This is a genomic window from Nocardiopsis alba DSM 43377 (genome assembly GCF_000341225.1).
GTDB classification, from domain to species: Bacteria; Actinomycetota; Actinomycetes; order Streptosporangiales; family Streptosporangiaceae; genus Nocardiopsis; species Nocardiopsis alba.
This window is the reverse complement of the sequence record NZ_ANAC01000001.1, coordinates 196,227-215,281: the sequence shown is the minus strand read 5'-3', so window position 1 is coordinate 215,281 and position 19,055 is coordinate 196,227. Positions and strand designations below refer to the sequence as shown.

Here is a 19,055-nt window from a genome sequence, read left to right as displayed (position 1 = left end):
CTGTACGAGTCCGACATCATAGACTCCCACCCCGTGAGTGAACAGATGCATCGAAAGCATGCTCGGTTCCCCTGAACCGGAAGAAGTTTTCCGGCATCCTCCCCCAGGCGACCCACCAGTGAAGACACCCATGAGAGAGAGCGCGTGACCCTGACATCGGCGGCACGACCCCTGGGAGCACGGTCGGCGACGGCCCGTACCGCCGGCTCCCTCACCCTCGGCCTCGCCCTGGCGTCGGCCTTGACGGCGGTGGCCGGTTCCCCCGCCGCGGCCGATACGACCGGCGGCTACGAGATGTGCCCGACGGTGTACTACTACGTGGTCCCCGAGGGCTCGCCCGGCCTGGAGGCGATCGCGGACCTCATCCTCGACGACCCGGAACGGGCCGACGAGATCTACGGCTACAACGAGGGCCGTTCCCAGAGCGACGGCACGGCGTTGGGCGAGGACCGCGCGGTCCAGCCCGGTTGGCGACTGGTCGTGCCCTTCGACTCCGGTGGAGAAGGCGTGTACGAGGGCCGCGACCCGCTGTGCGTCGTCGCGATCGACCAGGCCAACGCCCAGGGCGTCGCGCCTCCGTCGCCTCCTCCGGCCCCGCCCGCCTACACCCCGCCCCCCGAGAACGAGCCCTCCGCCTCACCGAGCGAGGAGGCCGACGCCTCGGCCGGCCCGGGTGACAGACCCAAGATCGACCCGCGCATCCTCATCGTCGGCGCGGTCGTCCTCATCCTGTTGACTCTGCTCACCCTGTTCTGGCAGCCGGTGTTCAAGGCGATCGCCTGGCCGTTCAAGAAGATCGCCGCCCTGCCCTGGCGCAAACCGCGCAAGCCCAGATCGGCGCGGATCGCCGCGGCCATGCGGCGACGTCGGGCCGCGACCGAGAGCGTCATCTCCGACCCCGACGCCGTGCACCGGGCGGGCGGCGCCCACACCGACCTGCTCAGTGCCCCCGCCGAGATCCCGGCCCGCCCGGTGGCGATCCTGACCACCTTGGACGAGACGACCGCCATCGTTCCGGTCGGTGCCACTCCCCCCGCCTCCTCATGGCGGGTCGTCGACACCACCACCTGGCGTTACGCCCGAGGTTCGACGGCGCCCGGCCCGTTCAACTTCGCCACCGCCACGCACACCGTCGTGCGGCCGATGACGGCCGGGGTCCTGGCCTGTCTCGGCACCCTGGAGGACGAGCGCACGCTCGTCCACGTCGACCTCACCCGGATGCGCGGGCTTCTGGCCGTGGGCGGTGACCAGCGGGTCGCCTCCGACACGGTGCGCGTGATCGCCGACGCCCTCCACTCCCAGGGGCTGACCGTGCGCGTGCTGCCCTCCGGACGACCGCTGCACTCCCTGATCCCCGAGACGATGCCCGACCTGTCCGCCCCCGACCCCATCGGAGGGATCGAGCACAGCCGGGAGCGTCCGCTGGTGGTGGTCGTTCCGCGTCCGCTCGGCACCGCCGACGAGCACGTGATCGGCAACATCCCGCCGAACACGCTCGTCGTGGCCATGGGCGAGGCCGAGGTGGCCCGCTGGCAGTGGAAGGCCGACGAGGACGGTTCGGTGGACACCGGGGCTCTGGGACTCCGCGTGGTGCTGCGACTTCCCGAACACCGGTCCTGACGTACGAGGCGGGGCGGGCCGACCGGGTCCGCCCCCATCGGTGTCAGCCCTCGTCGTCCTCCGACGGCTCGTCGGAGGCCTCGGGCTCCCCGTCCCCCTCGGCGTCGTCGGTGTCCTCGCCCGGGCCCGGCCCGTAGACGAAGCGCTGCCGATCCTGCACGAGGATGGCGTGCCCGGTCTCGGTGACCGCTTCCACGTACGCGGACAGGTCGTCGGAGACCACGTCCATGGTCTCGGCGTCCAGGACGAGCTGACGATCCTCGTCCTCTCGGGAACGGGAGTCGCCGTAGACGAGGCCGGCGTGCGCGAAGGCCGGGGAGATCGCTCCGGCCTCCTCCTCCAGCCCCCATCGAGTGCGACCGGTCACCAGGTCGACGGCGACCATGGTGGCCCCGCCGCTGGCCTGAGGGAGCAGCAGGGTGGCGGTGTCGGTGTCGTAGAGACCCACCGGGACCCGGGCCTCCTCGAAGGGGGCCGCGACCGGGTTCGCCCCCGGTTCCCGCAGCGTCCACAGGGTGTCGCCGGTGGCGGCGTCGTGCGCGGACAGCAGGGACGGCGCCTCGGGCTGGGCCCAGCGCACCAGGAGGACGTCGCGGGTGGGCTCCGTCTCCTCCTCTTCGCCCTCTTCGCCCTCGTCGCCCTCATCGGCGTCCTCGTCCTCGTCCTCGTCGGACGGCGCGTCGGTGGGCTCGGCATCCGGGTCCGGAACCTCGTAGACCCCGAGGACCTGGGGAACGTTCACCGGGGCGCTGGCGGGCAGTTCGAGATCCTCGTCGGAGGAGGACACCGACCACAGGGCCTCGCCCGCCTCGTCGGGGTCGATCGAGTAGGCGTGCAGGGCGGAGGATCCGTCGTCGAGCAGGACGGTGTCGTCCCAGGCCGTCACCGGGACGCCCAACGGATCGATCTGCTCCTCTTCCTCCGCGTCCTCGTCCTCGTCGGTGCCGGATTCGACGTCCGTGTCATCGGAGTCGGCCTCGTCCGTCTCCTCGTCGCCGGGTTCGGGCTCGGGTTCGAAGGCGTAGGTCCACAGCTCCTCGCCGTCGGTGTCCAGCACCGTGTAGTCGCCGTAGGGGTCCTCGGCGGTCCACCCGTCCGGACGACGCACCGCGGCCCCGTCCAGGTAGAGGTCGCCGGGCTCCGCCGGCTCCCACAGGGTCCGGCCGCGAGAGTCCAGGACGAACGGACGATCGTCGGGGTCGACGAGGGACAGGGCCGACTCCCCCTCCAGGTCGGTGTCGAAGCCGCGGAAGCGCGCCTCCCCCTCCCACAGGGTGTCGCCGGTGGCGGCGTCGTGCAGCAGGTGCCGGTCCTCGCCGCCGGAGCTGATCAGGAAGGCACCGCCCACCGGGCTGATCCGGACACCCAGAGGGTCGTCGAGGATGTCGTGCGCGTCGGCCTCGTCACCGTGCAGATGACGCAGGACCTCGCCCTCCAGACCGGGAGGCGGGTCGCCCTCGAAGTCGGTGGGCAGCGGGGAGGGGCTCGCCTCTCCGGAGGGCTCCGGCGGCTCCGGTTCACCGGTGCACGCCGCGACCAGCAGCGCCACGAGGCCACAGGTCAGGGCCTGGGGCACGCGTGAGCTGCGCATTGACGGTCTCTCCCCACGAAACGATGACGTTCACGGCAAATCCTAAGCCGCCCGAAGGTCAAGTGGATACATGGCGTCCGAAACTCCTCCCGCCCCGCACCGGGTGCGGGAACGGCCCTCAGGAGTCCTGTTCGGGCTCCACCTCGACGGTCGTGGTCCCCCGTACCTCGAACTCGGCCCGTCCCCCGGTCAGCTCGGCCAGCCGGACCTCGAAATCGGACAATCCACTCTCCGGGAGAGCCACCTCGATCCGGATCCGGTCCTCGTAGGCGACCTCGCGCACGGTGAGCGAGGAGTCGCGCAGGTCGCTCTCCAGGCGCCCGCCCAGAACGTAGTCGGCGTAGACGTCCACGACCAGGAGTCGTCGACGTTCCAGCAGGCCGAACTCGTCCACCGCCGCGGACACCGAGTTCCCGTACGCGCGGATGAGTCCGCCCGCGCCGAGCTTGGTACCTCCGAAGTAGCGGGTCACCACGGCGACGGTGTCGGTGATCCGGCGGTGCCTCAGCACCTCCAGCATGGGGACGCCGGCCGTCCCGGCGGGCTCCCCGTCGTCGCTGGAACGCTGGATCGCACCATCGTCACCGAGAATGTAGGCGGTGCAGTTGTGGTTGGCGTTCCAGTGCTCCTTGCGGCGTTCGGCGATGAACGCGCGCGCGGCCTCCTCCCCGTCCACCCGTGCCAGGGCACAGATGAACCGGGACTTCTTGATCTCGATCTCGTGTTCGCCGCCGCGTCTGATCGTTCGCATGTCGCCTGTTCGGCAGGGGTCGTGGGTCGCCCCCAGTCTGCCGGCTCGGAGGAGGGACCCCACGGGCGCCTCCTCGCGCTCCGGTCGGATGACGATCCTCCGGGATCCCCTACGGCTCCGACGGCCCGACCGTGACCGCGGTGGTTCCGACCGGTACCATCCCACAGTCGGGAGGGCCGGACGGCGACCCGACCTGTCGCACGATCGTCGCCCTCTCCCCCGGGTCGGCGCCCCCAGGTCGCCCACCGCTCCCCGACGAACAAGGTTCCGCACCCATGGTCATACCTCGAACACCTTGGGTAACGTTGCGGACGACCACTGAGCTCACATCGGGAGTCCTCATGCGCACCGCCCCGCCCGCCGTCGGCCTGGCCCTGACCATCGCCCTCCTCTCCGGATGCGCTCAGGAGGAGTCCGCCCCCGTCAACGAATCCTCCGCGTCCCAGGCGCCCACGGCTCAGCCCACCACCGAGCCCAGCGTGACCGCATCGATCTTCCTCCCGCCGGGTGAGAGCACCGGGGCCCTCACCTACGACGAGACGGCCGTGCCCGAAGGGGCCACCTCCGACGTCCAGGTCCGGGTCCAGGACGGCTCCACCTACGTGCAGTTCACCGGAACCGGCCTGGAGGCGAACCGGGACTTCGGTGCCCACGTGCACACACAGCCGTGCGGCGACGACCCGGCCGACTCCGGGCCGCACTACCAGAACGAGCTCGACCCCGCGGCCGAGGAGGGCGAGCCCTCCACCGACCCCGACTACGCCAACCCCGAGAACGAGGTCTGGCTGGACATGACCACCGACGACAGCGGCAACGCGTTCGTCACCGCCACCGTCGACTGGGAGTTCCGCGAGGGCGAGGCCCGGGCCCTGGTACTGCACGACGAGCACACCGCCACCCACGAGGGCCACGCGGGCACGGCGGGAGACCGCCTCGCCTGCGTGACCGTCGACTTCTAGGGAGCGGGGACGACCCGGCGCAGGACCAGTTTCTCTCCCAGGGCCCAGGCGGTGGAGGCGCACAGGTACAGCCCCGCCGCCAGCGGAACGAAGGCCGCCACGACCACGGTCGTGAACTGGAGGTAGGACAGGGCTCCGAACATCGGAGGAGCGGCGCCGGGCGTCTCCCCGGCCATCGGCAGCATCACGTAGCGACGGTTGGCCCAGGCCACGACGGCCAGCACGGCCAGGACCGCGACGAAGACCGCGATGTTCCCCGAGGCCCCACCGGCCAGGGTCGCCCCGAGTTCCACCCCGAGGAAGGTGTGGGAGAGCAGTTCTCCCGTCCCCGGGACCGCGCCGATGAACAGTCCGTACAGGGCGATGACGATGGGGATCTGGGCCAAACCGGGCAGGCAGCCGGCGAGCGGGCCGGTGCCCGCCTCGGCGTAGACCTCGCGCTGCGCGGCGAGCAACCGCTCCGGGTTCCCCTTGTGCCGCTCCATGACCTTCGCCAGTTTCGGGGCGAGGAGGGCGCGCTGTTTCTCCGCCCGCACCTGGGCCACGCCCAGGGGCAGGAGCAGCGTTCTCACGATGACGGTGAGCGCTATCACCGCCGCCCCGGCGGCGAGGGTCCCGGCGAGCGGGGTGAGCAGGTCGGTCAGGACGGCGAGAACCGTGCTGAGCACGTCGATGAAGGCCGCGATCGGCCCGAAGGTGTACAAGGAGAAGACCCTTCGTCCAGGTGATGGGAACGGACGTCGGGCCGCTCGGCGTCATCGCGCGAAGGGAGAGGGGTCCCCCGCGGACACAGGCGGAAGGGACCTCTCGAAGGTCAGGAGGGCGCGAACGGGCGAGCGGCCGAAAGGGCCGCTCCGGGCGCTCGGGGACGTGGTCGACCCGCCGCGTCGGGGTCGCGCAGGGACAGGACCGGCAGCCGTTCCGAGCGGCGGCGCATCGCGCGCGCGTCACCGGTGGCGCTGTCGCCGACCGGCCACGGGGCGGTGCCCCGCAGGATCATCCAGGTCAGAGCGGCGCCGACCGCCACGGCCAGGAGGAGCACGCCCGTGCCCTGGCCGGCGCCCGTCAGTTCGACGGGGAGCATCCCCATCGCGAGGAACTCCAGAAGGGACAGCAGGAAGCCCATGTCCCCTCCTCTCCTCGTCGATGGCCTTTCCAGGCCGGGGGGATCGATCCTATCCGTCCACCATAAAGCTCACAAAAGCCCTGTTCAGCCCGGTCACGGGGAGAAATCCGCCGACACTCCGCCGACGTTCCGCACCGTTCACGTGATCCTGTAGCTAAATGACACGGAGCAACCCACTCCGCCATGTCCTTCCGGGCCGGTTCGAGCCCGACGAAGAGGGGATTCCCGTGCCGATCCGCCCTGCGCACCTCGCCACCATGTCCGCGACCATCGCCGACGCCATCTCGGGGCTGTCCAGCGAGGAGGAGGAGACCGCTCCGGTGCACATCACCTTCGAGTCCGGGCATCGACAGACGGTCGATAACGGCGGCTGTCGAGTGCTGGAGACCGGGCAGGGCGGCGTGGTCGAGATCGAGGGGGAGTCCCGATTCGCCCTCTTCGCCGGTACCAGCTGCCAGGGGAGCAGGACGCTGGCCTCCGGGCACGGTGCCGTCCGCTTCGGCACCCCGGTGCTGGCCGGGGCCATCGTCATCGGTTGACCGCGCACGCGTCACGGAGGGGCCTCGGTCGGACCGGGGTCCCTTCGGTGTCGAAGGGGCCTCTCAGCGGCGACCCCCGCGAAGGGAGCGTCCGGGCAGTCGGTCGGTACGCCGCCCGTCCCTGACGGTGAACTCTCCGCCGATCATCACGTGCTCGATACCCGCCGGAGGTCGCCGGGGTTCCTCGTAGGTGGCCCGGTCCGCGATGGTCTCCGGATCGAAGACGACGAGATCGGCGTGGGCTCCGAGCTGGACGACCCCGCGGTCGGTCGCCCCCAGTCGATGGGCGGGCCGGGAGGTCAGGTGCCGGACGCACTCCTCCAGGGTGAGCAGACCGAGTTCGCGCACGTAGTACCCCAGGTAGCGGGGGAAGGTGCCCCAGCCTCTCGGGTGGGGACGCTCACCGACGAGGATGCCGTCACTGCCCGCGGTGTGCGCGCTGTGCCGCATGATGGTGCGGATGTTCTCCTCGTTGCCGATGTGGAGCAGACAGCCGCCGCGCAGCCCGTCGGCGACCAGCAGATCGACGTAGAGCCGTCCCGGGTCCTCTCCTCGCCGTTCGGCCAGGTCCGCGATGGAGTGACCGACCGCCCAGGAGAGCTCCGGGTCGGCGACCCCCGTGACCACGAGGGTCCTCCAGTCCATGGGCATACCGTGGTTCCCGTCGGTGCCCCGCCCCTGGATCTCCTCCAGGATCCGGTCACGGGTCACGGGGTCGCGCAGGCGGTCCAGCGTGGCCCGGGCGCCGCCCTCCTGTGCCCACCCGGGCAGCGGGGCGGCCAGGTAGGTGGCCGCGGCCCGGTAGGGGTAGGTGTCGAGGGTGACGTCGAGTCCGTAGCGGACGGTGGCCTCGTCGATGGCGTCGAGGACCTCCGAGGCCCGACCCCGGTTCCGGGGGAAGTTGACGTGGCAGTGGGCCAGGTGCAGAGGCACATGGGCCCTGCGGGCCACCTCCAGACATTCCCGGTAGGCCTCGACGACCTCGGCCCCGTAGTTGCGGTGATGGGGGCAGTAGTAACCGCCGGCCGCCCGGACCGGTTCGAGGAGCGCGACGATCTCGTCGTCGCTCGCGTACATGCCGGGCGTGTAGGTCAGCCCGGTGGACATCCCGTGCGCGCCCTCCGCCATCCCCTGGGCGACCATCGCGCGCATCCGGTCGATCTCGGCGTCGGTCGCGGGTCGGTCCTCCTCGCCCACGACCGCCATACGCACGTTGCCCTGGGGGACGAGGTAGGCGACGTTGGTGGGCGACCCCCGATCGACGCGGTCCAGGTAGTCGCCGACGCTCCGCCAGGTGTGATCGAGGTCGGGGGTGCCGTTCCAGGCGGCGATCCGTTCCCGGATCGGGTCGACGGTGGCGTCGGTGACGGGCGCGTAGCCGAGCCCGTCCTGACCGAGCACCTCCAGCGTGACCCCCTGGAGGACCTTGGCCTCGTGCGCGGGGTCGGCGAGCACGGCGAGGTCGGAGTGGGCGTGCATGTCGATGAACCCCGGGGCGACGACCAGACCGGTCACGTCGACGGTCTCTCCCCTGCCTCGGGCGGTCCCCGAGGGGAGGACGTGGCTGATACGACCTGCGCTCAGGACGAGGTCGGCGAGGCGGGACGGACCGCCCGTGCCGTCGACGATCCGGCCCCCGGTGAGTACGGTCTCGGACTGCACTGTTCCTCCGTTCGGGTCACCGACACCCGCGGTGGCGACCCCGCCGCCGAGGTGTCGCGCGGCTCGGGATACGCTTCGGGGAAATCAATCGATAACTTTGTTTCCAATAAGCGGGTCGATAGGTCTCTCCCTCATCGTCCCCACCCGGACGGGGGTCGGGAACCTCCCACGCTCGAACCAGGGCATCCCTCGTGGTCGAGGGCGACCGGACCCCGGCCGCGCCCCGCGACCACGGGCCGCGTACCGGCGGCCGCCCCGGACGGCTCCCCCGGGGCGGCCGCCCATCCCCCGGCTACCCCGAACGACGCGCTCGGACCACCAGGTCGTGCACGGTGTAGGTCGTGTCGTCCAGCGTCTGACTCCCGGCGCGCGCCTCGTCGACCAGGACCTCCCACTCTCCGGCGGGGAGCACCGAGGTGACCGCGTCCCCCTCGTAGAACAGCTCCGGCCTCGGCGGGCGGGGCACACCGGTCTCCAGATCACGCGGATGGTGCGCGACCACCAAGAGTTCCCCGCCCGGGGCGACCGCCTCCGCCAGGAGGGAGAACAACCGCTTCCGGGGCTCAGGGGCCAGATGCATGAAATGCACACCGATCAGGTCGTAGGCGCCTCGAGGAGGCGTCCACTCGGTGACGTCCGCCTGCTTCCAGACGATCCGCTCGGCCGCCTCCGGGGAACGCTCGGCCACGTGGAGCTCCGCGCGTTCGAGGGCCACCGTGGAGATGTCGATCGCGGTCACCTCCCAACCGCGTTCCGCCAACCACAGCGCGTCGGCACCCTCACCACTGCCCACGTCCAGGGCCCGCCCCGGGGCGAGCCCCTCCACCTCGGCCACCAGATGCCGGTTGGGACGTCCGCTCCAGATCCGATCCTGTGAGCGGTAGCGCTCGTTCCAGAAGTCGGCGCCCAGGGTCTCCTGCGCGAATTCGTGCTCGTCGGTCATCCGTCGACCACCTCCGCACCCACCTTCGCCCGACACCTCCGGAAGGGCAAGCTCCCTTGCCGTTCCGGCAAGACCACGTGCGAACGATCTCCGATCATCCGTGGCGGTCCGGACTCAGGGGTCGTCCGGGTCCGGAGCGCCGAAGTCGGCCAGGCACAGTTCCAGCAGCGCCAGAACGCGCTCGGTCAGCTGTTCCCGGTCGTGGGCGCGCAACGCGTCCCCGCCCTCGATCCTTCGGACCCGCCCCATCCCCAGCATCACGGCGGCGATCAGGGAGGCGTGCACCCGGGAGTTCTCCCGGTCCAGGTAGACCGCGAGCGGCTCGATGAACGCGGTCTTGAGCCGCCCCTGATAGACCGACTGGAGGTCGGGGTCGCCCGCCGAGTGGTCCAGGGCCCGCTGGAGGAGTGTCCCCTCCCCGTACAACCGGCTGACGATGTGCTCGGCCAGGCGCCGCGTCAGAAGCTCGGGAGGCCCTTCGGTGATGAGCCTGGGGAAGACGCCGTCCTCGCGCAGGATCTCGGTGAGCAGGCCGGCCTTGGAACCGAAGTAGCGGTTGATCAGCGCCACGTTCACCCCGGCGTGCGAGGCGATCATCCGCGAGGAGACCGAACCGAACCCCTCACTGGTGAACAACTCCTTGGCGCTGGTGAGAATGCGCTCTCTGGTCGCCTCACGACCTCTCCCCGGCGCGGGCGCGCCGCCCCCGGCCACTTCCGGACGCTCCATCTGCACACCCTTCGGGAACCACTGTCCGCTTCGAAATTCCAGGGTCGCACCTCGCCGACACATACGCATACCGGTAGAGACGGAGAGATACCGATTTGACAGGTCAACACCGTTTACATATACCGGAGCATGGATGCCCGCCCCCGGCGCTGCGCCGCGGGGCCTTTCGTGCGTCCGGAATCGGGGGACCCATGGAACAGTCGCTGCGCGGGAAGTCGAAACCGAAGGGACCCGCACCCGGTACACGGACACCCGCGGTCGACGACCTCACGACGAACCCCCCGAGCACCCCGGAGACCACCTCCTACCCCTCGCGCAAGGTCGTACGACGGATCATGGCCGGCCTCGTCCTGGCCATGCTCACGTCGATGCTCACCAACTCGATCATCGGCACCGCCCTGCCCACCATCATGGGCGAGCTCGGCGGACAGGACCGGCTGGCCTGGGTGGCCACCGCCGCGCTCCTGACCATGACCGCCTCCACCCCCGTGTGGGGCAAGCTCTCCGACATCTGGGGACGCAAGCTCCTCTTCCAGATCGCCCTCGGCGTCTTCATCGTCGCCTCGCTGGCCGCCGGCTTCGCCCAGAACATCAACTGGCTGATCGCCGCCCGAGCCCTCCAGGGCCTGGGCGTCGGCGGCCTGGCCACGCTGCCCAACATCATCCTGGGCGACGTCGTCTCCCCCCGTGAACGCGGACGCTACAGCGGCCTGATCGGCATGGTCTTCGGCGTGTCCACCGTGCTCGGGCCGCTGGTCGGCGGCTTCCTCGTGGACAGCCCCCTCGGATGGCGCTGGTGCTTCCTCATCACCGTGCCGCTCGCCGTGGTGGCCTTCGCCGTCATCCAGTTCATGTTCCGTATGCCCTTCACCCCCCGGCGCAAGGCCCCCGTCGACTGGCTCGGCGCCGCCCTGATCTTCAGCGCCGCCAGCACGGCGATCGTCCTGCTCAGTCTGGGCGGCACCCAGATCCCCTGGAACTCCCCCGCCGCCTACGCGATGGGCATCGGCACCGTGCTGCTGACCGTCGCCGCGATCCTCGTCGAGCGCCGCGCCGCCGAGCCCATCATCCCCACCCGCCTGTTCCGGAACCGCACGTTCGTGCTGGCCTCCGCCGGTTCGGTGACCGTGGGCATGATGATGTTCGGCCTCATCATCTACATGCCGCAGTACCTCCAGATGGTGCACGGCATGAGCCCGACCGTCTCCGGACTGATGACCCTGCCCCTGGTCGGCTGCTTCCTGGTGACCTCGATCGGCTCCGGCTTCGCGATCAGCGGCAGCGGCCGTTGGAAGGCCTACCCGGTCGTGGGCATGGTGCTGTGCGTCCTCGGTTTCACCGTGCTGACCATGGCCCAGTACGACCCCGGGCTGACCACGGTGGTCGTCGGACAGATGCTCGTCGGCCTCGGCTTCGGGCTCAACATGCAGATCCTGCTACTGGCCACCCAGAGTTCCCTGCCGGTCGAGGACATGGCCTCCGGCACCGCCTCGGTGACCTTCTTCCGCAACCTGGGCGGCGCGATGGGCGTGGCCGCCTTCGGAGCGGTGATGGTCGGACGCCTCAACAACGCGCTCGCCGACGCGATGACGGCCGCGAGGGCCGAACTGGAGGCCGACGTCGCGGCCGGTACCGACTCCGGCGCCGACGAACTCACCGTGGGCCTGGAACAGGCCGCCGAGTCCGCGCAAGGGTCGCCCGAACTCGTGCACTCGCTGCCCGATCCGATCCGCGAGGTCGTCGTGCACGCCTTCGACCACGCCATGCAGGGCGTCTTCGTGGCCGGTGTCCCGATCGCCGCGTGCGGTCTGATCGCGGTGACGTTCATGAAGGGGGTCCCGCTGCGCGGAGGCGGGCCGGCGCGGGCCGAGAAGTGAGCCCGATCGTCCCATGACCGGTTCCGTCCGTACGGCGGCTCCGACCCGGGGCCGCCGTACCGGCGGCGCGAACGCCCTCACCGGTCAGAGATAGCGGCGGAAGCCCTCGGCCGAGTTCTCGAACCCGAGAGCGGCGTAGAAACGATGCGCGCCCTGCCGGCTCTCGTGGGAGAGCAACTCGATCTTGTAGCACCCCGCCTGCGCCGCCCTCTCCAGGGCGTCCTCCATGAGCGCGCGTCCGATGCCCTGGAGACGGGTCTCGGGGTCGACCACGAGGTTGTCGACCACCGCCCAGGGTTGGGCGTCATGGGTCAGGTTGGCCACGACCAGCAGGTCCAGGGTCCCGATGATCTGGCCGCGCCGCTCGGCGACCAGGACCGTGCGGTCGGGGTCGTTCTCCATCCTCGTCCAGGCGCGTACGGCTGCGGAGGACATGCGAACGTGCGCGCTCCGCGTGTGGGTGGTGTCACCGAGTTCGCGCAGGAGTCGCAGGATCGCACCGAGGTCGGACCTTATGGCCGCGCGGATAATCATGGCTGTCGGCATCGTAGCCGACAGCCTGCGACAAGGCGGACGTCACCCTACAACCGACCACAAAACGCCGAGGGCGGGACCAGTGGTCCCACCCTCGTTCCGTGACCGGCTCGAACGCGTTCTCCGCGTCCCTCAGGGCTTGCGGACGACCCGGACGCCCTCGTCCCCGAGCGGAGGCTGCTGAGGCCCCTCCGGACGACGGTAGACGCCGGTGACCCCCGGGTCCCCCGCGTCGGTCGGGGCGGCCGCCTGTCCCTGCGGCTGCTGGGGGCCGCTCTGCGGCTGCTGGGGCGCCGCGACCTGGGGCGGCCGGGGCGCGCCGGGGGCCTGCTGAGGTCCGCCCGTCCCGTCCGCCGGGGCCGGACCCGCGAAGCGGGCGCCCTGAGGAGGACGGGGAGCGGCGGCCTTGGGGTCTCCGCCCTTTCCCTCCTCCTTCTTGGGCTCGGCGACCTGCTCCGGCCTGATCCGCACGGTCGCCTCCTCCGGCTCCGGCTGGAGCGGCGGCATCTGGGCCGTGGTCGTGTTCTCGTTCTCACCCTCGGACGACGGAGCGGCGGCCTTCGGGGCCTTCTTCTCCGGCTCGCCCTCGGGCTTCTTCGCGGCCTGGGGGGCCTTGCCCTCCTGCGGGCGTCCCTGGGCGGGCTTCTTCTCCTCGGCCTTGGGCTCGGGGGTCTCCGCCGGAGGGGTCGTCAGGTCCTCGCGGGACAGCCCCGCCTCCAGGGCACCGGACTTCTCCTCCGCGGTGAGCAGGTCGGCCAGCGTGGAGTGCATGTCCTTGAGCCGGCGCAACGCCTCGGCGTGCGTGGCCGTGAGCGTGGCCAGACGGCGGTCGGCCGTGTCGTGGATCTTCTTGGCGCGGGCCTCGGCCTCGCTCAGCCGACGCTCGCCCTCCTTCTGAGCCTGGTCACGGAGCTGGTCCGCCTCCTTCTTCGCGCCGGTGACCATCTCGGTGGCCTCGGTGCGCGCGGAGGTGATGATGCGCTCGGCGTGCTCTTCGGCGTCCTTGCGCTGCTTGGCGACCTCGTCCTCGGCCTTCTTCTGGGCCTCCTTCACCTCGGACTCGGCCCGGGAGCGACGCTCCTTGGCCTCTTCCTCGGCGATCCTGAGGATCTCCGCCATGCGTTCGCTGATCTGCTCGTGTTCCGGCTTGACCTGGGCCTTCTCACGGGCGATGGCGAGATCGCGCTTGTACTGCTCCAGCTCGTCGTCCATCCGCTGCAAACGCTCGCGGAGGTCCTTGAACTGGTTGTCCACACGCACGCAGTAGTCGTCGACGTGCGCCTTGTCGTATCCGCCCTTGCGTACTGTTTGGAACCTGTCTTGTTGCAGTCCGCCGCCCGGCAACATATTGCTCATGTGCTCTTCATGTCCTTAACACCGTTGACTGCACGTCGCAGATGGTGAGAATTTGCCCCATACATGTTCAAGAACACCCTGGGAGTCTCTTTTGAGATTCATGCCCTGAGTGTCCGTCCCACGCCCCGGCCCGGCACGATGGAGGGGCATCGTCCGAGAGCGGAGCGTAACGCCGTGGACACCGTCCAGACGACCAAGGTAGGCACGCGCCGCGCCGCCGCGTCAAGAGCCCTGACGGCCACGGCGCCATGCGGACCCTGGTCACGTTCTTACTAAGGTATGCGCGATCATCCCCATACGGGGGCCGAGCGGTCAACTTCCTCGCCCCGGCCCCGGGGCCGACTCCGGGAAGGACCTCATCATGGCCGGCACACCTGACGAAAGAGACTTTGAACGGGTCGACGGACCACGGATCGGAAGCGCGCCCTTCGGGGAACCCCGGATCCATCCCACCGCCTGGATCGCCCCGGGAGCGGTCGTGGTCGGCCGGGTCAGGCTGGGCGAGCGGAGCAGCGTCTGGTACGGCTCCGTGTTGCGCGCCGACACCGAGGACATCGTGGTCGGCGACCGCGTCAACATCCAGGACCAGTGCGGACTGCACTCCGACCCCGGACAACCCGCGATCCTCCACGACGACGTGAGCCTGGGTCACAAGGCGATGGTGCACGGCGCCATCGTCGAGGAGGGCGCCCTCATCGGCATCGGCGCGATCGTCCTGGGCGGGGCCCGGGTCGGCAAGGGTGCGCTCGTGGCCGCCGGTTCCCTGGTCGCACCGGGCAAGGTGGTCCCCCCGAACACACTGTGGGCCGGGGTCCCGGGCAAGGTCGTCCGGGAACTGAACGACGACGACCGTCTCGTGCTGGAGCACACGCCGACCGCCTACGCCGGCTACGCGGTCCAGCACCAGGACGTCACCTGGCGCTGACCCCGCGCAGCCGGAACCCATCGCTCCGACCGGTGCCTCGATCGGCCGTATGGTCCTCTCGGGTGAGGGGCCACACGGTCGACGACCCCGATCTCCCCCGAAGGGAACGGACACTCTGTGACTAGCCCGGGTGGTCCGGGCACTGGCCCACACGAGTCATGCGCGATGGGTTCCGGCGTCGTAGCCTGAGAAGTGCTCGCGCCCTATGGGGGCGGTGTTCCGTCGCGCCCGCCCCCTTCCCGAAGGCGTGGGACATCCGGCCGACCGCCGGCGCCCCTGATGTCCAGCGACGCCGTCGTCGGAGGTGAGCGCGCGTGAACCATGGACTCGGGGTACGCGATCGTCTTCACGACCATGTCGCCCTCGACGAGATCGAACTGTACGCCGAGGTGCTCATCGCGGTGGCCGACGTCGACCGCAGACTCAGTCTGGTCGAGATCGACCGTGTCCTCGGGCTCGGTACCGGCTCCGCTCCGGAGGAGACGGGCGAGACCGTCCACGTGTCCGCCCGAGCCCCGAAACCCCGGCCACGCCCCCAGGCCCCCGCTCCTCGGGACCCGGACCCCGAGACACCCCGAGGGTCCGGCCCGGACCACCCCGACCGACCTCCGACGATGCGCGGACCGTTCTCCCAGGACGCCCCGCCGCCGCGGCCTCCCGCGCCCCGCTCCGAGGAGCCGCCGCCCCCGTCGGGGTCTTCTCCGAGGGGCCCCCTCGATCGCCTCCCGGCCCCTGCCGCCCCTGGGCTTCCCCGGGTGATCCCCGGCCCCGCCGGCGGACTGCGCGGTCCGTTGCTCCTCCACGTTCTGACCCGAGGCCTGTGAGACCGAATCGGCGTCGATCGATGCCGATTCGGTCCGTTTCGGCCTGATCCGGCCACCCTTCTCCCGAGCGCCGACCCCCTCCACCGGGTACTGACCCTTCTGAGCCCTCCAGCCGCAGCACGGCAGGCCGCCCCTCAGGAGCACAGATGCGCGAACCCGACACCCCCGTCCCCGACCGCGGCGAAGAACCCGGCCCGCACCGCGTCGACGAGGAGCCCGACAACGCGCGCAGGATCACCTTCACCATCGCGGTCCTGGTGACGTTGGTCTTCCTGCTGATCACCGCCGCCGGCCTCGGCCGTCTCCTGTTGGGCGACGACGACGCGGAACCCTCGGCGGCGGATCCCTCCCCCACCGGTGAAGAGGCCCCCGAGGAACCCGAGACCACGGAGGGTCCCGGCGGAGGGGACACCGTCTCCGACCCTCGCTCCGGTCTGGCCTACGCACTCGCCGGAGAGGGGTGGACACGGCTCGGAGACGACCAGGTCCCGCCCGAGTACACCTCCTACACGGTGTACGGGTCTCCGGAGGATCCGGGGGCCGTCATCGTCACCGGAGGCGAGGAGCTGGGCCCCCTGGAGCCCCTCGCGGCCACCGCCGTCTCCATGGCCACCCGCATGGTCGGCCACCTGGCCACCGACGGCGGCGACCTGTGGGTCGAACCGTCCGGAGCCACGGAGGTGAACGGCCACCCCGCCTTCGGAGCGACCATGGGCGACGATTCCGAGTCCGACGAGGAGGCCTACGGCCGCTTCCTGGTGGTGGAGCTCGAGGGCGACCAGGGCGCGTTCGTGCTCGGCCTCAACACCGACGGCGGGGCCGAGGCCACCGCCGACATCGACGCGGCCTTCGACTCCCTCACCACCCTCTGAACCCCCACGAGCCCCCGTGCCGTCCAGGTCCAGGACGGCACGGGGCAGGGCGTCTCACAGCGGCAGGACCGCACGGAGCAGGAACCCGCCCTCGCCGGTCGGACTCCCGGAGACCGTGCCTCCCTGAGCGGCGACGCGCTCTCTGAGCCCGGTCAGTCCGTTGCCTCCGTTCGTGTCCTTCTCGGCCCCATGGGCCCGGTCGTTGTGGATCTCCAGCACCAGCGTGTCCGCGCTCGCGCCTTCGCCCCGCACCGGGATGAAGGTGATCTGGCACTGCTCGGCGTCGCTGTGCCGCAGCACGTTGGTACCGCCCTCGCGCACCACCCACGCCGCCAGCGCGGCGGTCCGGGGCGGTACGTCGAGCCCGTCCAGGCCGGTGATCGTGGTCGAGGTCCCGCCGGAATCCAGGACCGCGGTGACGGAGGAGATCTCCTGTTCCAGGTCGATCTCCCGATAGCCGTTCACCGCCGACCGCACCTGGCCGAGCGCCTCGCGTGCCAGGCTCCGGACCTCGGCCATCTCCGCGGCGGCGCGCTCCGGGGCCCGGTCCACGAGTCTGCCCGCCAGCTGGGCCTTGACCGACAGCGCGGAGAGACTGTGCCCGAGCAGGTCGTGCATGTCGCGGGCGAACCGGAGCCGCTCCTCGGTGACCGCCAGCCGGGCCCGGGCACGCTGCCCGGCCACCGCTTCGAGACTGACGTCCCACAACCAGATCGTCGAGACCGTGCCGCCGGCGAACAGCAGCGCGATGAGGACGGCGATCAGCCACACCAGGGCGTACAGACCGACGTTGAGCTCCGTTCCGAAGTCGTAGCCGGGCAGGAACAACAGCGGTGTCAGCAGAAGGGCGAAGGAGACCAGAAGGCTGGTCCGCCGTGGCGCGAGGAAGAGCCCGATCCCCCACCAGGTGCCGACCGTGAGCATGCCGGTCTCCGGAGACTGCAACAGGAACCCGGTGGCGATGAGAAGAACCAGGGAGGTCCAGTAGAGCGGCGGGGTCGGGGCCCGGTTCCCGTTCAGCCGTTCCCAGATCAGGACGTTGAGGATGACGCAGTTCACCATCGTGACCACCGTCCCCACGGCCGAGGGCCACAGGGTCCAGCCCATGTTCAGGGCGGTGACGAGGTCGAGCACACCCCAGAAGCACATGACCAGACCGTTGAACCCGAACAGGACCATGATGATGAGCCGGGCGATCCTGATCCGGTGATCGTCTCTCTCCTCCGAGGTCTCACCGACGGCCTCGGATCTGTGGGAAGCGCCCTCGTCGGTGATACCCGGGCCGGACGAAGCGGCGACCCCTGGAGCACCGCCCAGGCCACGTGCGGGGTGCTCGGTCGCGCTCACCACGGAGTGACCGCCCGCCATGGCACCCGGAGGAGGTGTGCCCTCCCGAACAGGAAGGACCGCTCTCAGCAGGAAGCCGCCGTCGGGGGTCCGCGCCGCCGTCAGGGAGCCGGAGTTGCGCTCGACACGATCGGCGAGCCCGGAGAGACCACCGGCCGATCCGGTCTCGTCCTCCTCCCCACCCTCGGCGTGGTCGTTGGCCATCTCCACGACCAGCTCGTGGGAGGTGCCATCGGCCGATTCCGCCATCGAGAAGTCGATCCGACACCGGCGTGCCCCGCTGTGCCGCAGCACGTTGGTACCGCCCTCGCGTACCACCCACGCCGCCAGCGCCGCCGTCTCCGAGGGCGGGTTCAGCCCCTCCAGCCCGGAGACCGTCGTGACGGTGTTGTTCGCCTCCAGGACCGAACGGACCGCGCGCACCTCGGTGCCCAGGTCGAGGTCGCGGTAGCCGCGGACCACCGAGCGGACCTGGTGGAGCGTGCTCCGGGCCAGTTCGTGCACCCGCCCGATCCGTTCCTTGGAGGCCTCGGGGTCGGTGTCCACCAGGGTCTCCGCCCTGCGCGCCCCGACCTCCAACGCGCTCAGCTCGTGACCCAGCAGGCCGCGCATGTCCTCCGCGAACCGGAGTCGCTCCTCGTTCACCGCCAACCGGGCCCTGGCGCGCTCGCCCTCCACCGCCTCCCTGGTGGCGTCCCACAGCCAGAAGACCGGCAGGCAGGCGAACCAGGCCACCAGGACGATCAGGAGGAACACGACGGAGAGGAAGATGAGAAAGGGCCATGACTCGCCGTACGGCCCATAGAGGAGCGTGTGGCCGCCCAGCAGGAGGAGGCACAGGGGGATCACGTAGCGGGTCCGCGACCAGGTGCTCATGAAGGAGAGCAGGCACAGAACGTTCGCGACGAGACCGATCACGTGCAGCGGCGTCCGGAACAGAAGGCACACCAGGACGAGCGACCCCACCAGCCCCCAGTACAGGCGCGGGTCGGCCTCCCGTCTTCCGTTCAACCGCTGCCGGGTCATCGCCCATCCCAGCACCGTCATGACGAGGCAGAGGAGGAGGGCCACCACGGCCGGGCCGCTCTCGGTGACCGGCGTGCCCGGCGTCAGACGACCGGGGAAGTACAGCTCGTAGAGGGCCCAGACGGGGAAGACCAGCGCCTGAGAGGACAGGGTCCACAGGACGATCCACTTCAGGATCCGCTGTCGCCGGGTGTAGTTCCCACCCGCCCCGCCCTCGCCTGAGGTTCCGGCCGCGTCGCCTCCGATGACGGAGACCTCACGGTCGTCGGTCGTGTCCGACCCGCTCGCGACCATCGCCCCACCCACCTCGCCTTCACCGGTATCCGGTACACCCACTCTGTCCGGCACACCCCTTCCACGTTAGGTCGTGGAAG

General features: G+C 70.5%; 17 protein-coding genes. 7 read left to right on the top strand and 10 right to left on the bottom strand.

The genetic code is table 11. The features are described 5' to 3' along the window. Positions 1-144 precede the first annotated feature (144 nt). The gene (locus D451_RS0100910; RefSeq protein WP_020379926.1) at positions 145-1,620 is read left to right on the top strand and encodes a hypothetical protein; all 1,476 of its coding nucleotides are present in this window, start codon (positions 145-147) and stop codon (positions 1,618-1,620) included. A gap of 43 nt (positions 1,621-1,663) precedes the next feature. On the opposite strand, the gene D451_RS28045 is transcribed toward D451_RS0100910, so the two are convergent. Together D451_RS28045 and D451_RS0100900 are read right to left on the bottom strand one after the other, a co-directional pair. Then, positions 1,664-3,211 (bottom strand): outer membrane protein assembly factor BamB family protein, encoded by a 1,548-nt coding sequence (locus D451_RS28045; protein ID WP_017533091.1) that lies wholly within the window; start codon positions 3,209-3,211, stop codon positions 1,664-1,666. Positions 3,212-3,329: 118 nt separating this feature from the next. Further along, positions 3,330-3,962 carry a YigZ family protein gene (locus D451_RS0100900; RefSeq protein ID WP_014910709.1) on the bottom strand — a complete coding sequence of 211 codons (633 nt, stop codon included), beginning with the start codon at positions 3,960-3,962 and terminating at the stop codon, positions 3,330-3,332. A 341-nt stretch (positions 3,963-4,303) separates the two neighbouring features. On the opposite strand from D451_RS0100900, the gene D451_RS0100895 reads away from it, so the two are divergent. Next, positions 4,304-4,921 (top strand): superoxide dismutase family protein, encoded by a 618-nt coding sequence (locus D451_RS0100895; protein WP_014909592.1) that lies wholly within the window; start codon positions 4,304-4,306, stop codon positions 4,919-4,921. Here D451_RS0100895 and D451_RS0100890 read toward each other — a convergent pair. Then, complete coding sequence (locus D451_RS0100890; protein WP_017533090.1) at positions 4,918-5,625, bottom strand: YidC/Oxa1 family membrane protein insertase; 708 nt, start codon at positions 5,623-5,625, stop codon at positions 4,918-4,920. The genes D451_RS0100895 and D451_RS0100890 overlap by 4 nt on opposite strands. 110 nt (positions 5,626-5,735) lie before the next feature. Then, positions 5,736-6,047: a DUF6412 domain-containing protein gene (locus D451_RS0100885; RefSeq protein WP_014912229.1), complete on the bottom strand. Its 312-nt coding sequence runs from the start codon at positions 6,045-6,047 to the stop codon at positions 5,736-5,738. A 227-nt stretch (positions 6,048-6,274) separates the two neighbouring features. On the opposite strand from D451_RS0100885, the gene D451_RS0100880 reads away from it, so the two are divergent. Beyond that, the gene (locus tag D451_RS0100880) at positions 6,275-6,586 is read left to right on the top strand and encodes a hypothetical protein (protein ID WP_014910161.1); all 312 of its coding nucleotides are present in this window, start codon (positions 6,275-6,277) and stop codon (positions 6,584-6,586) included. A 63-nt stretch (positions 6,587-6,649) separates the two neighbouring features. Here D451_RS0100880 and D451_RS0100875 read toward each other — a convergent pair whose 3' ends face one another. From D451_RS0100875 to D451_RS0100865, 3 genes are all read right to left on the bottom strand, one after another. Beyond that, entirely contained in the window at positions 6,650-8,248 is a 1,599-nt protein-coding gene (locus D451_RS0100875; RefSeq protein ID WP_017533089.1) for an N-acyl-D-amino-acid deacylase family protein, read from the bottom strand. 292 nt (positions 8,249-8,540) lie between these two features. Beyond that, positions 8,541-9,191 carry a class I SAM-dependent methyltransferase gene (locus D451_RS0100870; RefSeq protein WP_014913249.1) on the bottom strand — a complete coding sequence of 217 codons (651 nt, stop codon included), beginning with the start codon at positions 9,189-9,191 and terminating at the stop codon, positions 8,541-8,543. 114 nt (positions 9,192-9,305) lie between these two features. Then, positions 9,306-9,920, bottom strand: coding sequence for a TetR/AcrR family transcriptional regulator (locus D451_RS0100865; RefSeq protein WP_014909400.1), 615 nt, complete (start codon positions 9,918-9,920; stop codon positions 9,306-9,308). A 191-nt stretch (positions 9,921-10,111) separates the two neighbouring features. Here D451_RS0100865 and D451_RS0100860 point away from each other — a divergent pair, with 191 nt between their 5' ends. Then, positions 10,112-11,797: an MDR family MFS transporter gene (locus D451_RS0100860; RefSeq protein WP_017533088.1), complete on the top strand. Its 1,686-nt coding sequence runs from the start codon at positions 10,112-10,114 to the stop codon at positions 11,795-11,797. 84 nt (positions 11,798-11,881) lie between these two features. Here the strand turns inward: D451_RS0100860 and D451_RS0100855 are convergent, their stop codons facing one another. Together D451_RS0100855 and D451_RS0100850 are read right to left on the bottom strand one after the other, a co-directional pair. Further along, the gene (locus tag D451_RS0100855) at positions 11,882-12,331 is read right to left on the bottom strand and encodes a GNAT family N-acetyltransferase (RefSeq protein WP_026124717.1); all 450 of its coding nucleotides are present in this window, start codon (positions 12,329-12,331) and stop codon (positions 11,882-11,884) included. Between the two features lie 132 nt (positions 12,332-12,463). Further along, the gene (locus tag D451_RS0100850; RefSeq protein WP_017533087.1) at positions 12,464-13,678 is read right to left on the bottom strand and encodes a coiled-coil domain-containing protein; all 1,215 of its coding nucleotides are present in this window, start codon (positions 13,676-13,678) and stop codon (positions 12,464-12,466) included. Positions 13,679-14,048: 370 nt separating this feature from the next. Between D451_RS0100850 and D451_RS0100845 the strand changes: the two genes are divergently transcribed. The 3 genes from D451_RS0100845 to D451_RS0100835 all read left to right on the top strand — a co-directional run bounded on the left by D451_RS0100845 (position 14,049) and on the right by D451_RS0100835 (position 16,308). After that, the gene (locus D451_RS0100845) at positions 14,049-14,612 is read left to right on the top strand and encodes a gamma carbonic anhydrase family protein (RefSeq protein WP_017533086.1); all 564 of its coding nucleotides are present in this window, start codon (positions 14,049-14,051) and stop codon (positions 14,610-14,612) included. Positions 14,613-14,926: 314 nt separating this feature from the next. Beyond that, entirely contained in the window at positions 14,927-15,436 is a 510-nt protein-coding gene (locus tag D451_RS28140) for a hypothetical protein (protein WP_051067442.1), read from the top strand. A 146-nt stretch (positions 15,437-15,582) separates the two neighbouring features. Further along, on the top strand, positions 15,583-16,308 hold the full coding sequence (locus D451_RS0100835; RefSeq protein WP_017533085.1) for a hypothetical protein: 726 nt from the start codon (positions 15,583-15,585) through the stop codon (positions 16,306-16,308). A gap of 54 nt (positions 16,309-16,362) precedes the next feature. On the opposite strand, the gene D451_RS27125 is transcribed toward D451_RS0100835, so the two are convergent. Further along, positions 16,363-18,975 (bottom strand): sensor histidine kinase, encoded by a 2,613-nt coding sequence (locus D451_RS27125; RefSeq protein WP_017533084.1) that lies wholly within the window; start codon positions 18,973-18,975, stop codon positions 16,363-16,365. Positions 18,976-19,055: the final 80 nt, after the last annotated feature.

Bases quoted from the DNA above. Each gene is read 5' to 3' on its own strand.
- D451_RS28045 (WP_017533091.1), bottom strand. From the start codon at position 3,211: ATGCGCAGCTCACGCGTGCCCCAGGCCCTGACCTGTGGCCTCGTGGCG.
- D451_RS0100900 (WP_014910709.1), bottom strand. From the start codon at position 3,962: ATGCGAACGATCAGACGCGGCGGCGAACACGAGATCGAGATCAAGAAG.
- D451_RS0100895 (WP_014909592.1), top strand. From the start codon at position 4,304: ATGCGCACCGCCCCGCCCGCCGTCGGCCTGGCCCTGACCATCGCCCTC.
- D451_RS0100885 (WP_014912229.1), bottom strand. From the start codon at position 6,047: ATGGGCTTCCTGCTGTCCCTTCTGGAGTTCCTCGCGATGGGGATGCTC.
- D451_RS0100870 (WP_014913249.1), bottom strand. From the start codon at position 9,191: ATGACCGACGAGCACGAATTCGCGCAGGAGACCCTGGGCGCCGACTTC.
- D451_RS0100865 (WP_014909400.1), bottom strand. From the start codon at position 9,920: ATGGAGCGTCCGGAAGTGGCCGGGGGCGGCGCGCCCGCGCCGGGGAGA.
- D451_RS0100860 (WP_017533088.1), top strand. From the start codon at position 10,112: ATGGAACAGTCGCTGCGCGGGAAGTCGAAACCGAAGGGACCCGCACCC.
- D451_RS0100855 (WP_026124717.1), bottom strand. From the start codon at position 12,331: ATGATTATCCGCGCGGCCATAAGGTCCGACCTCGGTGCGATCCTGCGA.
- D451_RS0100850 (WP_017533087.1), bottom strand. From the start codon at position 13,678: ATGTTGCCGGGCGGCGGACTGCAACAAGACAGGTTCCAAACAGTACGC.
- D451_RS0100845 (WP_017533086.1), top strand. From the start codon at position 14,049: ATGGCCGGCACACCTGACGAAAGAGACTTTGAACGGGTCGACGGACCA.
- D451_RS0100835 (WP_017533085.1), top strand. From the start codon at position 15,583: ATGCGCGAACCCGACACCCCCGTCCCCGACCGCGGCGAAGAACCCGGC.
- D451_RS27125 (WP_017533084.1), bottom strand. From the start codon at position 18,975: ATGGTCGCGAGCGGGTCGGACACGACCGACGACCGTGAGGTCTCCGTC.